Raw genomic sequence first — 19,628 nt, 5'->3', positions numbered from 1 at the left:
ACCCATGGGCACTCAGCAGGAGAAGGACGAGCTGTACGCGCTCGACATCAGCGGCGTGGAGTGGGAGGGGCCGCCCGGGACCAGCCCGGACGAGGAGCGGGTCGAGATCGCCCGGCTTCCCGAGGGGGCGGTGGCCATGCGGTCCTCGCTGGACCGGGACACGGTGCTGCGCTACACCGCCGCCGAGTGGGAGGCGTTCGTACTCGGGGCCAGGGACGGCGAGTTCGACCTCGACCGGCACCGTCCCTGAGGGGACCGCAGGACGACGCCGAAGGGGCGCGCCCGGTGTGGGCGCGCCCCTTCGGCGTGTGCGGACCTGTCGGCGACCGGGCTCAGAAGGCCTCGGTGAACAGGCTCGACGCCCGCTTGTCGGTGGCGCGGTAGTCGTCCTTGCCGCGCTCGATGAGCTGGGCGACCTTCTCCAGCATGTTCTTCATGTGGTCGGCCTTGTCACGGTACTTCTTCTGGAGTTCGACGTACTGGCCGTGCGCCTCGCCGTCCCAGGTGTCCGTGACGACCGCCACTGCCCGCTCCATCGCGTCCAGGTCCTCGATGATGTGCTTCGAGACCTGGCGGAGGCGGTTGGCCATCTGCTGGACGCTGTCATACCGGACCTTAGTGTGGCCGTCGTCGGCAGCCATGTGCTTCTCCTTCTCGCTGAGCGGGTTACCTGAAAACGACGTGGGTCAGAGGCTGTTGAGGCCGGAGCTGCTTGTACCGTGAGCCTGGATCCCCTGCCTGAACGCCGCTTGCACCTCGTCGTCCTGGGCGTTGGTCAGGTTCTTGGTCTGGGACACCGCGTTGTGCAGGACGCGGAGCAGACGACGGATCTCGTCGTGGTCAGCGTTCAGCAACATCTGGGCTCGCTTGAACCCGTCGGCACCGACACCGGTCCAGCCGGCACTCACAGTTTCGAGGATGTCGGCCATCTCGCGGGCCTGCCTGGAGACGGCAGTGGCCGTCTCTTCGATCTTGGTCTTCGCCTTGACTACCGGAGTGTCTGCAAGTCCGAAAGTGTTCGTGCTCATACGAAGCTCCTCACTTCTCAATTCGCCGGCGGAACCGACGGATTGCGTGGCGGAGCGGATCCGGACCCGGCGCGGTCTTTGAGCCACGCGCCTCGGGCCTTCCCCCTCCGCTCCACGCGATCCCCCGATCACACTCGTGAAGCCTGGTGTCACTCTAGCCAGTTCGGCGCCCAGTCCCAACACCGGTAGGCCGCTTCCGTTGATGAACTGTGACCGTTCACTGCAAACGGCGTCGGCGGCCGCGTGCATCCCGGATGACCGTCGCGGTACCCGCGATGACGGCGATGAGGACGGCGCCGATGCCGAGAGCGTACGTGCCGAACCGCTCCTCACGCTCCTGGGCCGTCTCGGTGAGCTGGAGCGCCGCCGCCTCGGGGGCCGCCGCCGGCGGCGGTCCGGGGTCCGGGACGGGGGCCTTGGGGACCTCCTGGTCCTGGCTGAGGGCCCGTACGGGGTCGACGATGCCCCAACCGACGTAGGCGTCATGGCCGTTGATCGAGCGCTCGGCGGTGTTCTGGATCTGCCAGACGATCTGCTCCGCGGACCAGTCCCCGTGCTCGGCGCGCAGCAGGGCGGCGACCCCGGCGACGTAGGGGGCGGAGAAACTGGTGCCGTTGTCGATGCACTGGCCGAAGCCCGGGACGGTGGACACCATGTCGACGCCGGGCGCCGCCACCCCGATGAAGTCGCCGGGCTGGGAGAACGGGGCGCGCTCGTTGTTGCGGTCCGAGGCGGCGACGGCGAGCACTCCGGGGAAGGCCGCCGGATAGGTCTTGCGCTTCTCGCCGCTCATGCCGTCGTTGCCGGCCGAGGCCACCACCACGACGTTCGCGGCGATGGCCTTCTGGACCGACTTGCCGAGCTCGGAGTCCGGGGACAGCTGTGCGTCGGTGTCCTGGGAGATGTTGATCACTTGGGCGCCCTTGGCGACCGCGTGGTCGATCGCCTGGCTCAGCGACAGGGCGTTGCCCTTGCCCTGCCCGTCGTTCTGCCGGATCGGGATGATCGTGGCGTCCGGGGCCAGGCCGACGAAGCCGGTGCCCTCCTGGGGGCGGGCCGCGATCAGCCCGGCGACCTTCGTGCCGTGGCCGACCGTGTCGCTCGTGCCGTCGCCGCCCTTGGGGTCGACGAAGTCCTTGCCGGCGCCGGTGTCGAGGGCGCCGCTGAGCTGCGGGTTCGCCCGGTCCACGCCGGTGTCGATGACGGCGACGCGGACACTGGCGCCGTTCTTGTCCTTGCCCTTGGTCTGCGCCCAGAGCTCGTCGAGCAGCAGCCGCTGCAGGGCCCAGGGGCGGTCCGCGATCTGCTTCTTCATGGGGAAGGTGCACTCCCCCGCCCCGTCCGGGCGCAGGGCGTACGGAGGCCGCGGCGCGGGCGGCTCGGCCGCGGCGGCGGCGCCCGCGCCGCCGGAGACCAGGGCGAGGGCGAAGGCGGCGGCGAGGAGCGCGCTCCGGGGCGTCTGGGGCTGGGACATCGGCGGCTTCCTCACGAACCCTGCGGCTGACGGGCGGAGTTGGTGTCCAGGCGCGGGCCCTTGGAGAGGAACTCCGACCAGGCGATGGGCACCATGGCCGGAGTGATGCTTCCGTAGCCGAGCCGGACCTGTGCCTGGCTGGCCTCGGGGCGGCCGTCGGTGGTGCTCCCCTTCGCCTGCGGGTCGGGCGCGCCGATCTTCGACTTCTCGGCGTCGCTGTCGCCGTTGGCCTGGACGGCGTACCGCAGACCGGTGTCGGTGACCAGGAAGAGCGAGCCGCCGGCCGTGGTCTGCTTGCCCTGGACCTGCATGTAGAGCAGCCCCGAGCCAGGGGTGACGTACGCGCTGGTGCCGCTGGCGGTGATGTCGATGGGGAAGCCGGTGCCCGCCCAGGTGCTCAGGGTCTGGTTGCCCTGGCCGTCGACGGAGCGCAGGACGTTGCAGACGGTGTCGCGGTTGTTGGAGCCGCCGCCCGTCTGGGTGCCGGCGGCCGGTGCCGTCTGGTTGATGCGGTCGGACTTCTCCTGCGGCCACTTGACGTCGCCGGCGAACGGGGCGGCGTCCGGGCTGAGCGACTGGAGGTCGACCTCGCGGGGCTTGCCGTGCATGTTGAGGCCGTCGGTCGCGGGCGCCGAGATCAGCAGCCAGGCGACGAAGTCGGAGACGGGTGCCACCTTCCCGGGGAGCACCACGTAGTGCTGCGCGCCGGAGCCGGTCTGCGCCTTGAGCACCATGCCGACCTTGTTGTCGGCGGTGACCAGGCCCTTGACGTCGGCGTTGGCGCCGGCCTTGCCGGGGAGCTGGGGAAAGGCCAGGTCGTCGCCGGAGTTGAGGGTCCCCAGCCATTCCGGGGTGACCTGCTGCGGGGTGGCGCCGGTGCCGACCAGCGCGTTGGTCATCGTCCCGGCGGCGGGCGTGCCCTCCGGGAACTTGTACTTCGTCCCGGTCCAGTCGACCAGGTAGCGCTCCTTGCCGGGGCCGGTGCTCTGCACGTACAGCGACTGGGTCTCGGTGAGCCTGCGGGCGTCGTCCGTCTTGGCCGCCTCGCGGTCGGCGAGGACGAAGGTGGCGGTCTGCACGCCGCGGCCGTTGCCGCCCGGCTGCTGGCAGACGGCCCAGCGCTTGGCCTTGCCGGCGTCCTCCTTGGACGGGAGCCGGTCCGGGGCGTACTGGATGCCGATGATGGGGCCGCGCGGCGGCTTGCCCGCGTCGAGCACCTTGTCCTCGACCTGGATCACCTTGAACTTCTGCGGATCCAGCAGGAGTCGGGCGGAGGCGAGGTTCAGCACCGGGTGCAGCCGCGTCTGGTCCTTGCCGTTGACCTTCGTGGTCAGGACCACGTACCGGGTCGTCGAGTCCTTGCCGACGATGACCCTCGTCCCGGGCTCCGCCCAGCCCTTGGGCGCCGTCGGCTTGAACATGCCCCAGGCGCCGAACGTGGCGAGCACGAGCGCGCCGACGACCAGGCCCGGCAGGACCGCGCGCAGCGGGCGCGGCGCGCCCTCCTCGGTGCCCGTGGCGGACGGCTGGAGGAACGCCGCCACCGTGCGCCGCTTCGCAAAGGTGTACGCGTTGAGCTCATCACGTCGTGATGCCATGACCGCCTGTTTCTCCCCCGCAGGGCCCGGCCGGTGAGTACGGTCCCCGGGCCTCGATTGTCGGACCGGGCACCTACTATGCCTCTTGACCGACGGTATGCACGGGCCGGGTAGGGTGAGGCAGCCGCTCAGCGCCTCCCGCACCGGGGTATTCAGGGCTTGTTGAGGTGGATTGGGGAGATTCCGGGGCCGTGCGGCAGGTGTCGCGCAACGCCCGGACTCAGGGGATTTCGCCCTGGGGGCACCCCCCGGCGGTAGCCGGGGGAGAAAGGGGAAGTGCGCACGTGATGGCCACCGCGACGGAGCCGCAGACCGGCGCGCCCGCACCCGCCCGTGGCGGGGTGACGCCGCATCCGAAGTCGAGCCCCGGCCGCTTCGGTCCGTTCCGACTGCAACAACTCGTACTGCTCCAGGTCGCGGCGGCCGCGCTGCTCGTGGCCTGGGTGGTCGAACCGATGCTGCTGGTGCCCGTCGGCGCACTGGCGCTCGTGCTGGTGGTGCTCGCGGTCGTACGCCGCCACCAGCGCTCCCTGCCGGAGTGGATCGGCAGCGCGCTCGCCCTGCGCGCGCGCCGCGGCCGTGCCGCTTCCCACGTCGTGCCCGCGGGCACCGAGCCCGGGCTGGCCCCGCTGGTCGAGGCCGATCCGGCGCTGCGCACGCTGACGTTCAGCGACCGCGAGCGGCGTCCGGTCGGGATGATCGGCGACGGGACCTTCCTGACCGCGGTCGTCCAGGTGGACACGGACGCCACCGCGCTGCGGCCCGACCGGGCGGCGCGGCCGCTGCCGCTCGGGCTCGTACGGGACATCCTCGAAGTCGACGGCATCCGGCTGGAGTCCGCCCAGCTGGTGCAGCACACCCAGCCGGCGCCGGCCCCGCACCTGCCCGCCCAGTCGATGGCCACCCGCAACTACGCGCCCCTGCAGGCCCGGACCGGGACCCCGGCGGTGCGGCTGACCTGGATCGCCCTCAAGCTCGACCCGGAGCTGTGCCCCGAGGCCGTCGCCGCGCGCGGCGGCGGGCTGGCGGGGGCGCAGCGCTGCGTGGTGCGCGCGGCCGACCAGTTGGCGAGCCGGCTGGCCGGGGCCGGGTTCACGGCCACCGTGCTGACCGAGCAGGAGCTGACGGCGGCGCTGGCCACGTCCTCGTGCGCGAACCCGATGGCGATCACCCAGGCCGGGCGGTCGGCCAGCACCGGCCGGCGCACCGAGGAGACCCCGCGGACCTGGCGCTGCGACGACCGGCGGCACACGACGTACTGGATAGGCCGCTGGCCGCAGCTGGGCGGTGCCGGAGCGGCGGCGCTGCCGCAGTTCGTGGCGCTGCTGACCTCGCTGCCCGCGCTCGCCACGAACTTCAGCCTGACGATGGCCCCGGCTGAGCGACAGGGCGTGACCCTGACCGGACACGTACGGGTGACCGGCCGCAGCGACGAGGAACTCGTTGCCGCGCGAAGGGAGTTGGAGAGGACGGCGCGGGGCGTGAAGGCCGGGCTGGTCCGGCTCGACCGTGAACAGGTACCGGGGCTGCTGGCCTCGCTGCCGCTGGGAGGGGCGCGATGAGGGGCGGTTTCGGGCTGGTCGGCCCGCGACGTGAACGGCACGTGGTGCCCTCGGCGGACCTGGACTCGCTGGCGCTGCCCGTCGGGGACGACGGGGTCGTCATCGGCGTGGACGCCGAGGGGCGGCCGGCGGTGCTCGGCATCAACCGGCCGACGCCGTACGAGGTGACGCTGATCGGCGGCCTGTGGACGGCGCAGGTGCTGGCGCTGCGCGCGGCGGCCACGGGCGCGCGGGTGGCGGTGGAGACCGGGCGCGGCCAGGTGTGGTCCGGGCTGGCCCAGGCGGCGGGCGGCGGGCAGCAGTGCGTGACCCTGCACGAGGTGGGCCGGGTGCCGCCGCAGGGTGCCTCGGCCGGCAGCCCGGTGCTGGTGGTCCGCGACTGCGGGATGCGGCCGCCGCGCGGGCGCGTGGTGGCCGGGCCGTGGCAGTCGGTGCTGACCCTGCTGCCGTATCTGAGCCCGACGGCGCCGCGCTTGCTCCAGCAGTCCTCGCTGGTGGGCGTGCAGCGGGTGTCCCCGGACGAGGCGGAGCAGATCGGCCGCCTGATGCAGCTGCCGCGGCAGGCGGTGGCCTCGCTGCCGACGCTGGGCGACGGGGTGACGCTGTGGTGCACGCCACGGGACCGGCAGTTCGTGATGACCCAGGGGACGGAAGCGGAGACGGGCCTGCTCGGCGGAGCCCGGCGCATCGACTGACCACGGCCCCTGAGGGGGGCGGACAGTGGTGTCGGGGCGCGATTAGGCTGGGTGCGGGCGCGGCGAGGTGGACGCCGGACCGGTGTTCGACAGACCAGGAGGACCAGTGAGCGGCGATCGGAACGAGAGGCGCGGCGGGACGTGGGACGTCCCGACGGACGATCAGTCCGATGCGGAGCCCGAACTGACGGGCGAGTTCACCATCGACTACACCCCGCCGGCCTGGTACACGCAGGGCGCGGCCCCCGCCGCGCAGGTGCCGGGGCTCCCCGAGGGCAGCGGTTTCGAGCCGCACCGCCCTGCGGACGTGGAGTCCCCCTCGACGATGCGGATCGCTCCGCCGGCGCCGCGGACCGCGTCCGACGGCGCGGGCCTGCCCGTCCCGTTCCCGGCGCCCACGCCGGCCGAGACCCCTCTTCCGGCCCCGGCGCCGAGCCCGTTCGAGGCGTCCGCCCCGGCGCCGCTCGACGCCGTCCCGCCGTACCCGGCACCGACCCCTGCTCCGGCTCCGGCCCCGGCCCCGATTGAGGCGCCTCTTCCGGCACTGTCTCCGATCGAGGCGGCAGCTCCTGCCGACGCCGTCCCGCCGTACCCGGCTCCGGCGCCGACTCCGGCTCCGGCTCCGGCGCCGGTCGAGGACCCGGCCCCGGCCCCTGTCGAGGCGGCGGCTCCGGCCGACGCGCTCCCGGCGTACCCGGCGCCGGTCTCCTCGTACCCGGACCCGGACCCGGCCCCGGCCCCCGTCGCGGCTCCGGCCGAGAACGCCCTGCCCGCTCCCGACGCCCCGGCCCCCGTCGCGCCGTTCGGCCCTCCCGCCGATGGGGCTCCGTCGTACCCGGCTCCCGCCCCGGACGCGGCACCGGTCGAGGCTCCGGCCCCGGTCGAGGACGCCCGGCCCGCGCTCGACGCCCCGGCGCCGTTCGCGGCGCCCGTCCCGGACCCGGCACCGGCACCGGCACCGGCACCGGCACCGATCGAGCTTCCGGCTGCGGCTCCGGCCGAAGACGTCCGGCCGGCACCCGACGCGCCGTCGCCGTTCCCGGCCCCCGCGGCGCAGGCTTCGTCCGGAGGCTGGGCCGGCCCGGGGGACACCCCCGCCGACGGGGTGCCCGTGCTGCCTCCCGCCGAGCAGACCCCGGCCCTGGCGCAGGCAGGCGGCGAGACCCCCTTCGGGGGACCCGGTGGTGAACTGCCGCCGCTGCCGCCCGCGTTCGCGACGCAGGACGCCTATCCGTTCCAGCAGCCGGCACCGGCACCCGCCCCGCAGCAGCAGCCCCCGCAGCCGCAACCGCAGCCCCAGCCGTACGACCCCCGCTCCGCCGGGCAGTGGCCCGTGGGGCCCGGGCAGCAGCAACAGCCGCCGCAGCCCCAGCCGCAGCCGCACGACCCGCGCTACTCGGCCGGCCCGACCGGCGGCGGGGCGCCGCTCGGCTACACCGCCGCGGTCGAGCTCTCCTCGGACCGCCTGCTGCGCAACAAGCAGAAGCCCAAGAACAACGGCAACGCCGGCGGCCGCTTCCGCTTCGGCGGCAAGGCGGCCGAAGCGGAGCGCCAGCGCAAGCTGGAGCTGATCCGCACCCCGGTCATGTCCTGCTACCGCATCGCCGTCATCAGCCTCAAGGGCGGCGTCGGCAAGACCACGACGACCACCGCGCTCGGCGCCACCCTCGCCACCGAGCGCCAGGACAAGATCCTGGCCATCGACGCGAACCCCGACGCCGGTACCCTCGGCCGCCGCGTGCGCCGCGAGACCGGTGCCACCATCCGCGACCTGGTCCAGGCGATCCCGTACCTGAACTCGTACATGGACATCCGCCGGTTCACCTCACAGGCGCCCTCCGGTCTGGAGATCATCGCCAACGACGTGGACCCGGCGGTCTCCACGACCTTCAACGACGAGGACTACCGCCGCGTCATAGAGACGCTGGGCCGCCAGTACCCGATCATCCTCACCGACTCGGGCACCGGCCTCCTCTACTCCGCCATGCGCGGGGTCCTGGACCTGGCCGATCAGCTGATCATCATCTCGACCCCGTCCGTGGACGGCGCCAGCAGCGCGAGCACCACCCTCGACTGGCTCTCCGCGCACGGGTACGCGGACCTCGTCTCCCGCTCCCTCACCGTCATCTCGGGGGTCCGCGAGACGAGCAAGATGATCAAGATCGAGGACATCGTGCAGCACTTCGAGACCCGCTGCCGCGGTGTCGTCGTGGTGCCGTTCGACGAACACCTCGCGGCCGGCGCCGAGGTCGACCTCGACATGATGCGGCCCAAGACGCGCGAGGCGTACTTCAACCTCTCCGCCCTCGTGGCCGAGGACTTCCTGCGGGCCCAGCAGCAGGCCCCGCAGGGGCACTGGGGAGCACCGCAGCAGCCCCAGCCGCACCAGCAGCCGCCGCAGCCGCAGCCCCACCAGCAGCCGCAGCCGTACGGACAGCCCCAGGGCCAGCCCCCGTACCAGCAGCCGCCGCAGCAGCCGCAGCCCTACGGCCAGCCCTACCCGCAGCCCGGCCAGCCCTGGCAGCAGCCCCCGGCCCCGCAGCAGCAGCCGCCGCAGCCCCAGCAGCCCCCGCGCGACCCGCGCCTCGGCTGAGCGGAGCGGAGCGGAGCGAGCGCAGCCGCACAACAGGAAGGGCCCGTACCGCCCCGAACAGGATCGAGAAGGATCCGTCCCGGGGCAGTACGGGCCCTCGCCCGTTCGTCCGTCAGCGGCGCAGGTCGTACGTGTCCGTCAGCACCCGCGCCCGCTTCACGTCGTCCGCGATCGCCTCCAGCAGCCCGTCGAGCGACTCGAACCTCGCCATCCCCCGCACGTACGCGAGGAAGTCGACGGCCACGTGCTTCCCGTACAGGTCCAGCCCGACCCGGTCGATCGCGTACGCCTCCACGGTCCGCTCCGTGGCGTCGAACTGCACGTTCGTCCCCACCGAGATCGCCGCCGGCATCCGCTCGCCGTCCGCCGTCAGCCAGCCCGCGTAGACCCCGTCCGCCGGGATCGCGGTGTGCGGCGCCGTCTCGACGTTCGCCGTCGGGTAGCCGAGCTCGCGCCCGCGCTGCGCACCGCGCACCACCACGCCCTCGACCCGGTGCGGGCGGCCCAGGATCTCGGCCGCGCCGTCCATGTCGCCCTCGGCGACCAGCCTGCGCGCCAGCGTCGAGGAGAACGGCACGCCGCCGCCCGCCGCACCCCGCTCGACCAGGTCCACGACGTCGACCTCGTAGTCGTACGTGGCGCCCAGCTCGCGCAGGAAGTCGACGTTCCCGGCGGCCCGGTGGCCGAAGCGGAAGTTCGGGCCCTCGATGACGGACCGCGCGTGCAGCTTGTCGACGAGCACCTTCACGATGAAGTCGGCCGGGGACAGCTGCGAGAACTCCGCCGTGAACGGCAGGATCAGCAGCGCGTCCACGCCGAGCCCGGCCATCAGCTCGGCGCGCCGGTCGTAGGGGGCCAGGATCGGCGGGTGGCTGCCGGGGCGGACGACCTCGCTCGGGTGCGGGTCGAAGGTGACCACGACGGACGGAACGCCGAGCGCACGCGCCGTGGACACGGCCCGTCCGATGATCAGCTGATGTCCCCGGTGCACGCCGTCGTAGGAGCCGATGGTGACGACGCTGCGTCCCCAGTCCTGGGGGATGTCCTCCAAGCCACGCCAGCGCTGCACTGTGACCGCTCCTCGCCCGAACCCGGTTGGTCCTTGAACTGATTGCCGATTGCAGGTCTAAGACTGCCATGCCGGTGGCCGGTGCCCCGCATCGGCGTCGGGCTGGGGTCCACTGCCGCGGCATATCGTCACGTCACGTCCGGCGCCGTCCTGCTGAGGGTCTCCACCGTCCGCCGTGCGCTCGGCCCCAGCAGGGCGGCGGCCTCCGCGCGCGCCTCCGCCAGCCAGCGGGCGACCAGCGCCCCGAAGGCCGGTTCGGCCCGGGCCAGTTCCACCGTCCGCCGCTCGAAGACCGCCGGCCCGCCGGGGGCCCGCAGCAGCTGCCGCCCGGTGCGCCGCAGCAGTTCCCGCGTACGGGCCTCCGGGCGCCGGGAGGTCCCGGCCGCGAGCCCCGCGAGGAACGCGCCGAGGACCTGCGGATCGGCCTCCTCGCGGAGCAGTACGCCGGCCAGCTCGCCCCGCAGCGGGTACGAGCACTCCCCGCCCGGCGCGGCCAGGACGGCGGCGAGCTCCGCCCTGACCCCCGCCGGGGCGTTCCGCAGCAGTTCCAGGACCAGCGGGCGCAGCACGGGACCCGCGGCCGGGCCCTGTTCGAGCCGCCGGTCCACGAAGACGGCGGCGTGCGGTGCGTCCCCGGGCCACCGCGCGAGGTGTTCCCGTACGAGGTCACCCGCGCGGCGGGCCAACCCCGGCGTGGTCAGCGCGGCCAGGGCGCGCACCACCTCCCCGTCGGCCCGGGCCCGCAGGGCGGCGAACACCGCGTCCGGGTCGGACAGTACGGGCAGGCCCGCGACCAGCGCCGCCGCGGGCAGCCGGGAGCCGTGCTCGGGGTCGCGGAAGCAGGCGAGGGCCTGGGGCAGGTAGCGGCCGCGCACCTGCGGATCGCGCAGCAGCACGGCGAGGGCGCTGCCGTGCAGGGTGGCGTCCGCGGGCCGGGCGAGCAGCGCCTGGGCGGCGTAGCGCAGCAGGTCGCGGTCGGCGGGGGTGCGCACGTGCGGGGCGGTGGCGAGCCCGTAGGCGGCGGCCGCGACCCGTCGCCCGGGCCGTTCGTCGTGCGCCCACCGGTCCACGGCCCGGGACATCGCGGACGGCTCCTCCTCGGCGAGTACGGCCAGCAGCTCGTCGGCGCGGGGGTGCGCGGCGGTGACGAGCGCCTCGGTGAGGTCGTCCACGGCGAGCCGGCGGTGGGTGTGCAGCAGGGCCTGCGCGGCGGTGGCGACGGTGGCCCCGGGGCGGCCGCGCAGCCGGCGGCCGTCGCCGAACCAGGCGCAGAGCAGCGGCTGTGCGCGCTGCGGGTCCCGGGCGAGGCGGCGGGCCGCGGCGTCGAGGTAGCGGTCGCCGGGGACCGCCTCGGCCGGGTCGGCGGGCAGCAGGCGGCGCAGCAGGTCGAGCCGGTCGGGCTCGGGCAGCCGGAGCCGGTTCCAGAACCAGCCGCCGAACTCCCCCGGGCCGGCGCGGGCCACGTGCTCGGCGAGGGCGTGCAGGACGGGCAGGTGGGGGTGCGCGTCGGGGGCTCGGAGCAGGCTCTCGCGCAGCAGCCGGGTGGCCCACCAGGCGCGGTCCGGGTCGTCCGGCGCCGGTTCCTCGGCGAGGCCGTTGAGGGCGTGCACCAGCCGGGTGAGCTCGTGGCGCAGCCGGTCCGGGGCAAGTCTGCGCAGCGCCTCCAGGACGGGGCCGATCCGGTGCCGGGGCACGGGTGGGCCAGGCTCGGCGGGGCCGTGCACGAGGTGGCCGAGGGCGGTCGGGACGTCCAAGTGGCCGGCCTGGATCCAGTCGGACAGCTCCTCGTGGGCGAAGCGGTAGCCGGCTCCGGCGGGCACCAGCAGGCCCTCGGTGAGCACGGCGGAGGCCCAGCCGGTGCGCCACGGGAACAGCTCCTCGAAGGAGGCCCGGTCCAGCTGCCCCGGCCCGGGCCCCAGGCAGCGGCGCGCGGCCTCGTGGACGCTGCCGGCGATGCGCGCGGCCAGCCGGCGGATCCCGGGGCCGTGCACCCTGGCTCCGCCGGGGTCGGCGCAGGCCGCCGCGGTGCGGAGGGCGCTGCGCAGGCACAGCAGGTCCAGGTGGGCGGCGAAGACCTCGTCCCGGCCGGGGCGGCCGGCGGTGACCCCGGCGGCGCGGATGCCGGCCAGCAGGCTCAGGGTGAGCGGGTGGCGGGCGTCGGCCGCGCGGACGGCGTCGGAGGGGATGCCGAGCCGGTCCCGGACGGTCTCGGCCTCGGCGACGGTGAGGTCGCCGATCGGGAGCGCGGGCGGCATCCGGCGGGCCGGACGGGCCGGGGTGTGCAGGGCGTCGGGCGGGTGGAGGGCGCCGGCCCGCTCCCAGTACTCGGGCCGGGCGGCGACCACGAGGCGGGCGCCGGTCCCGCGCAGCCAGGCGGCGGTGGCCTCGGTCCAGGGGCCGAGGCGGTGGGCGAGCTCCGGCGGCATCTCCTCGGGGGCGTCGAGCACCACGAGCAGGGGGCGTCGGGCCCGGGCGGCCACGTAGGCCAGATGTGCGGCCGGGTCGGTTCCGGGGGGTGCGGAGTTGGTTCCACCGGGGGGTGCTGAGTCGGTTCCACCGGGGGGTGTCGCCGATGGGTCGGGACCCGGCGCGCCGGTTGCGCTGCCGGGCGGGGTGGGGGTGGGGGCGGTTCCGGCGGGGCCGGGCGCGCGCCGGGACGTCTCCTCGGACGCCGAACGTGACGAGGGGTCGGAGAGCTCGGCGGAAGTGCGTTCGGCGCCCTGCGGGGATCGCCCCGACACACACCCGACCCCGCCGGAACCGCCCTGGGGGTCGGAGAGCCGAGCCTCGTTGCGGTCCGGGCCCTGTGGGGATCGCCCCGGCACACGCCCGGCCCCGCCGGAACCACCCTGGGGGTCGGAGAGCGCCTGTGGATACCCGGCCCCATCGGAATCGGTGATGCGGGCGGCTCTGGTCAGGGTGCGGGTCAGGGCGTTGGACAGGGAGGTGTCGTCGGGGTGGAGGTCCGCGCCGCGGAGCCAGAGGGTGGGGGCGGGACGGGGGCCGTGGGCTCGGTGTGCGGCCAGGGCCGCGAGTGCGGTGGTGCGGCCCGTGCCGGGGTCGCCGACCAGGCCCAGGACCGGCCTGTCGCCTTCCGTGAACTCCGTCAGTGCCGAGGTGATCCTGGGGCGTTCCACCGGGTCGGGGCTTGTCCCGGGGGGTTCCAGGGTGGTGGCGGTGAGTTCCAGTGCCCCGGCGAGGTTCAGGTCGGGGCCGTGGCCCGGCACGGTGGCGGCGTTGCGCTCCAGCAGGACGGCCAGGGGGCCGCAGGGGTCGGCTGCGGCGGCCGGGCGCAGGGCCACCGCGAAGGGGGCCGAGCGGTGTTCCGCGGGGAGAGCGGCGCCCAGGACCGCGAGCACCGCTCCGGTCGCGGCGTCGAGGACCGGGCCCCCGCAGGCCTCCCCGCCGAGCAGCAGCGCGTCCCGGCCGTCCGTGCCGATCGCCAGTTCCACCGCCGGGTACGCGGCCTGCGCGCCCCCCAGCACCCGCGCCTGGCGCCAGCCCCGCGCGGGCAGCCGTACGTAGGTCCCGGGATCGATCGCCTCGCGCATCGCCACCGGCAGCGGCCGCATGCCGAGCCCGTCGGTCCGTACGAGCGCCAGCGCCAGCCCCGGCAGCGCCGTCACGTCGGCCGCCTCGGCCAGCCAGGTCCGTCCGGGGCCGTGCAGGAGCACCCGGGTCAGTCCGGCGACGGCCTCGTGGCTGGTGACCACCGTGCCGCGGTCGTCGGCGACGAATCCACTGCCGCGCACCCGCCCGGCGGCATCGCTGATCTTGACGAGCTCCGCCATGGCCGCACCACTCCCCCGCAACGCCCCGTGGTCACGACGGTAGGCAGGTGAAGATCAGCACGAAAAGCACGCGAGGCGAACGCGCCCCCTTACGCTCCCTCCATTCACTCCGAGCGCCTGCTCGGACGGGTGAATACGGGGGTCCGGGTGGATAGAGACCTACCCGAGGGGGGTCGTGGAGCGGTGAGCAGCAGTCCATGTGCGCTCACCGTTCCACGTCAAAGGATCAGACGAAGACCGCGAGGGACTTCGCCTTCCCGTTCTTGCTCTCGACGAGGCCGAGCAGCTGCCCCTGCGGTCCGAAGACCGCGATCGTGCGGCCGGACTCGTACTCCTCCGGCATGTCGATCCGGACGCCGTTGGCGAGCAGCGAGGCCCGCCGGGCGTCCAGGTCCCAGCGCGGGAAGGCCGCGGCGGCCGCCTCGTCGATGGGCATGACGGTCAGCTCCTCCTGGAGCTGGTCCAGGGTCCGCGCCCGGTCGAGCTTGTACGGGCCCACCCGGGTGCGCCGCAACGCGGTCAGGTGCCCGCCGACGCCGAGGTCGGCGCCCAGGTCGCGGGCGAGGGCGCGGATGTACGTACCGCTGGAGCAGACGACGGAGACGACGAGGTCGACGACCTTGGTGCCGTCCTCGGCCTCCGCCTCCCGCATGTCGTACACCTGGAAGGAGGAGACGGTCACCGGACGGGCCGGGATCTCGAAGTCCTCCCCGTCCCGGGCGCGCTTGTAGGAGCGCACGCCCTTGATCTTGATGGCGCTGACCTTGGACGGGACCTGCATGATCTCGCCGGACAGCTTGGCGATGCCGGCGTCCACGGCGTCCCGGGTGACCCCGGCGGCGTCCGTGGAGGAGGTGATCTCGCCTTCGGCGTCGTCCGTCAGGGTGTTCTGCCCCAGCCGGATCGTGCCGAGGTACTCCTTCTCCGTGAGCGCGAGGTGGCCGAGGAGCTTGGTGGCCTTCTCGACGCCCAGGACCAGCACGCCCGTCGCCATCGGGTCGAGCGTGCCGGCGTGGCCGACGCGGCGGGTCTTGGCGATCCCGCGCATCTTGGCGACCACGTCGTGCGAAGTGAAGCCGGACGGCTTGTCGACGATGACAAGGCCGTCCGGCGTCTTCCCTGCGTTGGTGCTCATTCCGCGGCTGCGTCCTCGTCGGAGTCGTCGGCGTCCTCGCCCGGCTTCTTGTACGGGTCGGCGTCGCCGGCGTACTGCGCGCCGGAGGACACCTCGCGCACCTGGGCGTCGGAGGTGCGCGCCTTCTCGAGGAGGTCCTCGATGGTCTTGGCGTTCTCCGGGAGGGCGTCCGCGACGAAGGTCAGGGTGGGCGTGAACTTGGTGCCCGCCGCCCGGCCGACCGCGGAGCGCAGGACGCCCTTGGCGCTCTCCAGGCCCGCTGCCGCGCTGGCGCGGTCCTCGTCGTCTCCGTAGACCGTGTAGAAGACCGTGGCCTCCCGCAGGTCGCCGGTGACCCTGGTGTCCGTGATGGTCACGTGCGTACCGAGGCGGGGGTCCTTGACACCACGCTGCAGCTTCTCCGCCACCACCTCCCGGATGAGGTCCGCCAGCTTCTTCGCCCGCGCATTGTCGGCCACTGGTCCGTCTCCTTCTTATGTCTTGCTGTCAGTCTTCATCACCGTGGAGGCGCCGTCGTACGGACAGCAGCTCCACTTCCGGACGTGCCGCGACCAGCCGCTCGCAGCGGTCCAGTACATCCGAGAGGAACCCCGTGTCCCCGCTCACCAGAGCGACCCCTATACGGGCCCTGCGGTGCAGGTCCTGGTCGCCCACTTCAGCCGCGCTCACGGAGAACTTGCGTTGGAGCTCGGCCACGATGGGCCGGACGACGGAGCGTTTCTCCTTCAGCGAGTGGACGTCGCCGAGGAGCAGGTCGAAGGACAGAGTCCCCACGTACATGCAGTTCCGGATATCCCGCCGGTGCGGGTTCGGTGGCCTGCCGGGCCCTCGCCCGGCAGGATCACCCGGCGCTCGCGCGGCCGGGTCACCAGAACCGTACACGCAACGGCCGGGGCCGATCGACGGATATTCCGCCGACCGGCCCCGGTGTTACGAGTTACGACACGGTGCGAACCGCCTCGCGCTTACGCGCGGGGCTTCTCGCGCATCTCGTACGTCGCGATGACGTCGTCGATCTTGATGTCGTTGTAGCTGCCGAGGTTGATACCGCCCTCGAAGCCTTCGCGGATCTCGGTGACGTCGTCCTTGAAGCGGCGCAGACCGGAGATGTTGAGGTTCTCCGCGATGACCTTGCCATCGCGCAGGAGCCGCGCCTTGGTGTTGCGCTTGACCTCGCCGGACCGGATGAGGACACCGGCGATGTTGCCCAGCTTGGACGAGCGGAAGATCTCGCGGACCTCCGCCGTACCGAGCTCGACCTCTTCGTACTCCGGCTTGAGGAGGCCCTTCAGAGCCGCCTCGATCTCCTCGATGGCCTGGTAGATCACCGAGTAGTAGCGAACGTCGACGCCCTCGCGGTCCGCCATCTGCGCGGCACGGCCGGCCGCACGGACGTTGTAACCGATGACGATGGCGTCGGAGCCCATCGCCAGCGAGATGTCGGACTCGGTGACCGCACCCACGCCGCGGTGCAGGACCCGGATGTCGACCTCTTCACCGACGTCGAGCTGGAGCAGCGAGGACTCGAGAGCCTCGACCGCACCGGACGCGTCGCCCTTGATGATGAGGTTGAGTTCCTGGACCAGACCGGCCTTGAGCACGGAGTCGAGGTCCTCGAGGGACACACGACGGACGCGCTTGGCGAAGTTGGCGTTGCGCTCACGCGCAGCACGCTTCTCGGCGATCTGACGGGCCGTACGGTCCTCGTCGACGACGAGGAAGTTGTCGCCGGCGCCGGGGACGTTGGTGAGACCCAGGACCAGGACGGGGGTCGACGGACCCGCTTCCTCGACGTTGTTGCCCTTGTCGTCGAGCATGGCGCGCACTCGGCCGTAGGCGTCGCCCACGACCATCGTGTCGCCGACGCGGAGGGTACCGCGCTGGACGAGGACGGTGGCGACGGCACCGCGGCCGCGGTCGAGGTGGGACTCGATCGCAATACCCTGAGCGTCCTGCTCCGGGTTGGCGCGGAGGTCGAGCGAGGCGTCGGCGGTGAGGACGACGGCCTCGAGCAGGGAGTCGATGTGCAGACCCTGCTTGGCGGAGATGTCGACGAACATCGTGTCGCCGCCGTACTCCTCGGCGACCAGACCGAACTCGGTGAGCTGACCGCGCACCTTGACCGGGTCGGCACCCTCGACGTCGATCTTGTTGACCGCGACGACGATCGGGACGCCGGCGGCCTTGGCGTGGTTGAGCGCCTCGATCGTCTGCGGCATGACGCCGTCGTTGGCCGCGACCACGAGGATCGCGATGTCGGTCGACTTCGCACCACGGGCACGCATGGCGGTGAACGCCTCGTGACCGGGGGTGTCGATGAAGGTGATCTTGCGCTCTTCACCGTTGACCTCGGTACCGACCTGGTACGCACCGATGTGCTGCGTGATGCCGCCGGCCTCGCCCGCAACGACGTTCGTCTTGCGGATGGCGTCCAGCAGTCGGGTCTTACCGTGGTCGACGTGACCCATGACGGTCACGACCGGCGGACGCGGCATGAGGTATTCCTCGCCGCCCTCGTCCTCGCCGAACTCGATGTCGAAGCCCTCGAGGAGCTCGCGGTCCTCTTCCTCCGGGCTGACGATCTGGACGACGTAGTTCATCTCGCCGGCCAGCATCTCGAGCGTCTCGTCGGAGACGGACTGCGTGGCAGTGACCATCTCGCCGAGGTTCATCATCACGGCGACGAGCGACGCCGGGTTGGCGTTGATCTTCTCCGCGAAGTCGGTGAGGGACGCACCGCGCGACAGGCGAACGGTCTCGCCGCCACCGCGGGGCAGCATCACGCCGCCGACGGACGGGGCCTGCATGGCCTCGTACTCCTGGCGCCTCTGACGCTTGGACTTGCGACCACGACGGGCCGGACCACCGGGACGGCCGAAGGCACCCTGCGTGCCACCACGGGCACCGGGACCGCCGGGACGACCACCGAAGCCGGGACGACCGCCGCCACCGGCACCGGCCGGACCGCCACCGAAGCCGCCGCCACCGGGACGGGGACCGCCGAAGCCGCCACCGCCGCCGGGACGCGAGCCCGGACCGGCCGGACGGCCGGCGAAGCCGCCGCCCGCGGGACGACCAGCGCCGCCACCGGGACGGGCACCGCCCGCACCGGGACCACGGCCACCGGGGCCGCCACCGGGACGGGGGCCGGGACCACCGGCAGCGGGACGCTGCGGCATCATGCCCGGGTTCGGACGGTTACCACCGGGGGCACCACCGGGACGCGGGGCGCCGGCCTGCGGACGCGGCATGCCGCCCGGGGTCGGACGGGCGCCGCCGGGACCCTGCGGACGCGGGGCGCCGCCGGGGCCGCCCTGCGGGCGGGGAGCACCCTGGCCGCCACCGGCGCCGGGGGCACCGGGACGGGGAGCGCCGGCCGGACGGGGCGCCTGCGGGCGCGCCATGCCGGTGGAGCCACCAGAGGTGAAGGGGTTGTTGCCCGGACGGGGACCGGCCGGACGGGCGCCCTGGGGACGCGGGGCCTGCGCACCCTGGGGGCGCGGGGCCTGACCACCGGGGGTGGCGCCGGCCGGACGCGGGGCGCCGGGACGGGCGCCGGCCTGGCCACCCTGGGCCGGACGCTGCTGCGCCGGACGGGGACCGGGGGCCGCGGCGGCGGGACGCTCGGTGCGCGCCGGGGCGGCCGGAGCCGCCGGAGGCGCGGAGAACTCGGTCGCCACGGGCGCCGCCGGAGCGGGCTTCGGGGCGGCCGGAGCCTTCGGGCCGGGACGCGGGCCGGAGGCGGCCGGAGTCACCGGGGCGGGCGCTGCGGCGGCCGGAGCCTCCGCGACGACCGGCTTGGGGGCCGGTGCGCCGGGCTTCGGCGCAGCGGGACGTGCAACGGCACCCGGGGTCGGAGCCCCGGGCTTGGCGGGCGCCGCCTTGCGGGGCGCACCAGGCTTGGCAGCGGACTTGCCGGCGTTGCCGCCGGGCCCCTGCAGTGCATCGGTCAACTTGCGCACAACCGGCGCCTCGATCGTCGAGGACGCCGAACGGACGAACTCACCGAGTTCCTGGAGCTTGGCCATGACGACCTTGCTCTCAACTCCGAACTCCTTGGCGAGTTCATATACCCGGACCTTAGCCACTTCGCTCCTTTTAGGTCCGGGTTACGCCGGACCGTTGCTACTTCATGGGCGTACTCATCGCGTACTCATCGAGTGCTCATCGCAATCTCGACCTACTTCCAACTCGCGAGGTACCTGACCGCACGGGGTATCCGTGCCGTTCTACGTCTTACGGTGTGGCCCCGGCCTCGTCGACCAGGGCTTTGCGCAGTTCCGCCGTGTCGAGTGCTCCGGCGGACCGAAGGGCCCGGGGGAACGCTCGGCGGCGGACCGCCTGGTCGAGGCAGACCACGGCGGGGTGCACGTAGGCACCCCGGCCGGGCAGCGTACCGCGAGGATCGGGGACGCATGCGTCCTCGATCGCCACGATCCGCAGCAGATCGCTCTTGGCCGCTCGCTCCCGACACCCCACACAGGTGCGTTCGGGGCATGCGCGGGCTTGCGTCCGGCCAGACACGCCTAAGTCTACCTCCCCGCACCGACCTCTCTCCCGACAAGTGGCGGGTGAAAAATCGAACGGCTGTTGTGTTGTCTTGATCCGCTGCCTTCGCAGCGGCCGTACGGCACCGCCTCGGCGGCGGCCGTACGCCCTGTCTACCGTCCGGGTAGCCCCGGC

General features: G+C 73.6%; 15 protein-coding genes. 4 read left to right on the top strand and 11 right to left on the bottom strand.

Going from position 1 to position 19,628, the window contains the following annotated elements:
• The first annotated feature begins 4 nt into the window (after nucleotides 1-4).
• Nucleotides 5-250, top strand: a complete 246-nt coding sequence (locus tag IF88_RS0108005; RefSeq protein WP_030708695.1) for a DUF397 domain-containing protein — start codon at nucleotides 5-7, stop codon at nucleotides 248-250.
• Between the two features lie 82 nt (nucleotides 251-332).
• On the opposite strand, the gene IF88_RS0108000 is transcribed toward IF88_RS0108005, so the two are convergent.
• The 4 genes from IF88_RS0108000 to eccB form a co-directional block, all read right to left on the bottom strand.
• Nucleotides 333-641, bottom strand: coding sequence for a WXG100 family type VII secretion target (locus IF88_RS0108000; RefSeq protein WP_030708694.1), 309 nt, complete (start codon nucleotides 639-641; stop codon nucleotides 333-335).
• Between the two features lie 45 nt (nucleotides 642-686).
• Nucleotides 687-1,028, bottom strand: coding sequence for a WXG100 family type VII secretion target (locus IF88_RS0107995; RefSeq protein WP_030708692.1), 342 nt, complete (start codon nucleotides 1,026-1,028; stop codon nucleotides 687-689).
• 217 nt (nucleotides 1,029-1,245) lie between these two features.
• Nucleotides 1,246-2,502, bottom strand: coding sequence for a type VII secretion-associated serine protease mycosin (gene mycP / locus IF88_RS0107990; RefSeq protein WP_030708690.1), 1,257 nt, complete (start codon nucleotides 2,500-2,502; stop codon nucleotides 1,246-1,248).
• A gap of 11 nt (nucleotides 2,503-2,513) precedes the next feature.
• A complete protein-coding gene (gene eccB, locus IF88_RS0107985; RefSeq protein WP_030708688.1) occupies nucleotides 2,514-4,100 on the bottom strand; it encodes a type VII secretion protein EccB in 1,587 nt (528 codons plus the stop codon).
• Nucleotides 4,101-4,387: 287 nt separating this feature from the next.
• Here eccB and eccE point away from each other — a divergent pair, with 287 nt between their 5' ends.
• From eccE to IF88_RS40125, 3 genes are all read left to right on the top strand, one after another.
• Entirely contained in the window at nucleotides 4,388-5,662 is a 1,275-nt protein-coding gene (gene eccE / locus IF88_RS0107980; protein WP_030708685.1) for a type VII secretion protein EccE, read from the top strand.
• Entirely contained in the window at nucleotides 5,659-6,357 is a 699-nt protein-coding gene (locus IF88_RS0107975) for a hypothetical protein (RefSeq protein ID WP_030708684.1), read from the top strand. The genes eccE and IF88_RS0107975 overlap by 4 nt, the downstream gene beginning before the upstream one ends.
• A gap of 106 nt (nucleotides 6,358-6,463) precedes the next feature.
• Nucleotides 6,464-8,950, top strand: coding sequence for an SCO5717 family growth-regulating ATPase (locus IF88_RS40125; protein WP_063754760.1), 2,487 nt, complete (start codon nucleotides 6,464-6,466; stop codon nucleotides 8,948-8,950).
• A gap of 112 nt (nucleotides 8,951-9,062) precedes the next feature.
• Here the strand turns inward: IF88_RS40125 and IF88_RS0107965 are convergent, their stop codons facing one another.
• The 7 genes from IF88_RS0107965 to IF88_RS0107935 all read right to left on the bottom strand — a co-directional run bounded on the left by IF88_RS0107965 (nucleotide 9,063) and on the right by IF88_RS0107935 (nucleotide 19,469).
• Entirely contained in the window at nucleotides 9,063-10,019 is a 957-nt protein-coding gene (locus IF88_RS0107965) for a bifunctional riboflavin kinase/FAD synthetase (protein WP_030708683.1), read from the bottom strand.
• Between the two features lie 128 nt (nucleotides 10,020-10,147).
• A complete protein-coding gene (locus IF88_RS0107960) occupies nucleotides 10,148-13,810 on the bottom strand; it encodes a hypothetical protein (protein ID WP_051836565.1) in 3,663 nt (1,220 codons plus the stop codon).
• A 226-nt stretch (nucleotides 13,811-14,036) separates the two neighbouring features.
• The gene (gene truB / locus IF88_RS0107955; RefSeq protein WP_030708681.1) at nucleotides 14,037-14,945 is read right to left on the bottom strand and encodes a tRNA pseudouridine(55) synthase TruB; all 909 of its coding nucleotides are present in this window, start codon (nucleotides 14,943-14,945) and stop codon (nucleotides 14,037-14,039) included.
• Nucleotides 14,942-15,403 carry a 30S ribosome-binding factor RbfA gene (rbfA, locus tag IF88_RS0107950; RefSeq protein WP_030708679.1) on the bottom strand — a complete coding sequence of 154 codons (462 nt, stop codon included), beginning with the start codon at nucleotides 15,401-15,403 and terminating at the stop codon, nucleotides 14,942-14,944. The genes truB and rbfA overlap by 4 nt, the downstream gene beginning before the upstream one ends.
• A gap of 28 nt (nucleotides 15,404-15,431) precedes the next feature.
• Nucleotides 15,432-15,725: a DUF503 domain-containing protein gene (locus IF88_RS0107945; RefSeq protein WP_030161467.1), complete on the bottom strand. Its 294-nt coding sequence runs from the start codon at nucleotides 15,723-15,725 to the stop codon at nucleotides 15,432-15,434.
• 185 nt (nucleotides 15,726-15,910) lie between these two features.
• Nucleotides 15,911-19,033 carry a translation initiation factor IF-2 gene (gene infB / locus IF88_RS43250; RefSeq protein ID WP_078892758.1) on the bottom strand — a complete coding sequence of 1,041 codons (3,123 nt, stop codon included), beginning with the start codon at nucleotides 19,031-19,033 and terminating at the stop codon, nucleotides 15,911-15,913.
• A gap of 148 nt (nucleotides 19,034-19,181) precedes the next feature.
• Nucleotides 19,182-19,469: a YlxR family protein gene (locus IF88_RS0107935; RefSeq protein WP_030708676.1), complete on the bottom strand. Its 288-nt coding sequence runs from the start codon at nucleotides 19,467-19,469 to the stop codon at nucleotides 19,182-19,184.
• Nucleotides 19,470-19,628 lie beyond the last annotated feature (159 nt).

The organism is Streptomyces sp. NRRL F-2580 (assembly GCF_000720115.1).
GTDB lineage: Bacteria > Actinomycetota > Actinomycetes > Streptomycetales > Streptomycetaceae > Streptomyces.
This window is presented reverse-complemented; position numbering and strand designations above follow the sequence as displayed.

Bases quoted from the DNA above. Each gene is read 5' to 3' on its own strand.
- IF88_RS0108005 (WP_030708695.1), top strand. From the start codon at position 5: ATGGGCACTCAGCAGGAGAAGGACGAGCTGTACGCGCTCGACATCAGC.
- IF88_RS0108000 (WP_030708694.1), bottom strand. From the start codon at position 641: ATGGCTGCCGACGACGGCCACACTAAGGTCCGGTATGACAGCGTCCAG.
- IF88_RS0107995 (WP_030708692.1), bottom strand. From the start codon at position 1,028: ATGAGCACGAACACTTTCGGACTTGCAGACACTCCGGTAGTCAAGGCG.
- mycP (WP_030708690.1), bottom strand. From the start codon at position 2,502: ATGTCCCAGCCCCAGACGCCCCGGAGCGCGCTCCTCGCCGCCGCCTTC.
- eccB (WP_030708688.1), bottom strand. From the start codon at position 4,100: ATGGCATCACGACGTGATGAGCTCAACGCGTACACCTTTGCGAAGCGG.
- eccE (WP_030708685.1), top strand. From the start codon at position 4,388: ATGGCCACCGCGACGGAGCCGCAGACCGGCGCGCCCGCACCCGCCCGT.
- IF88_RS0107975 (WP_030708684.1), top strand. From the start codon at position 5,659: ATGAGGGGCGGTTTCGGGCTGGTCGGCCCGCGACGTGAACGGCACGTG.
- IF88_RS0107960 (WP_051836565.1), bottom strand. From the start codon at position 13,810: ATGGCGGAGCTCGTCAAGATCAGCGATGCCGCCGGGCGGGTGCGCGGC.
- truB (WP_030708681.1), bottom strand. From the start codon at position 14,945: ATGAGCACCAACGCAGGGAAGACGCCGGACGGCCTTGTCATCGTCGAC.
- IF88_RS0107945 (WP_030161467.1), bottom strand. From the start codon at position 15,725: ATGTACGTGGGGACTCTGTCCTTCGACCTGCTCCTCGGCGACGTCCAC.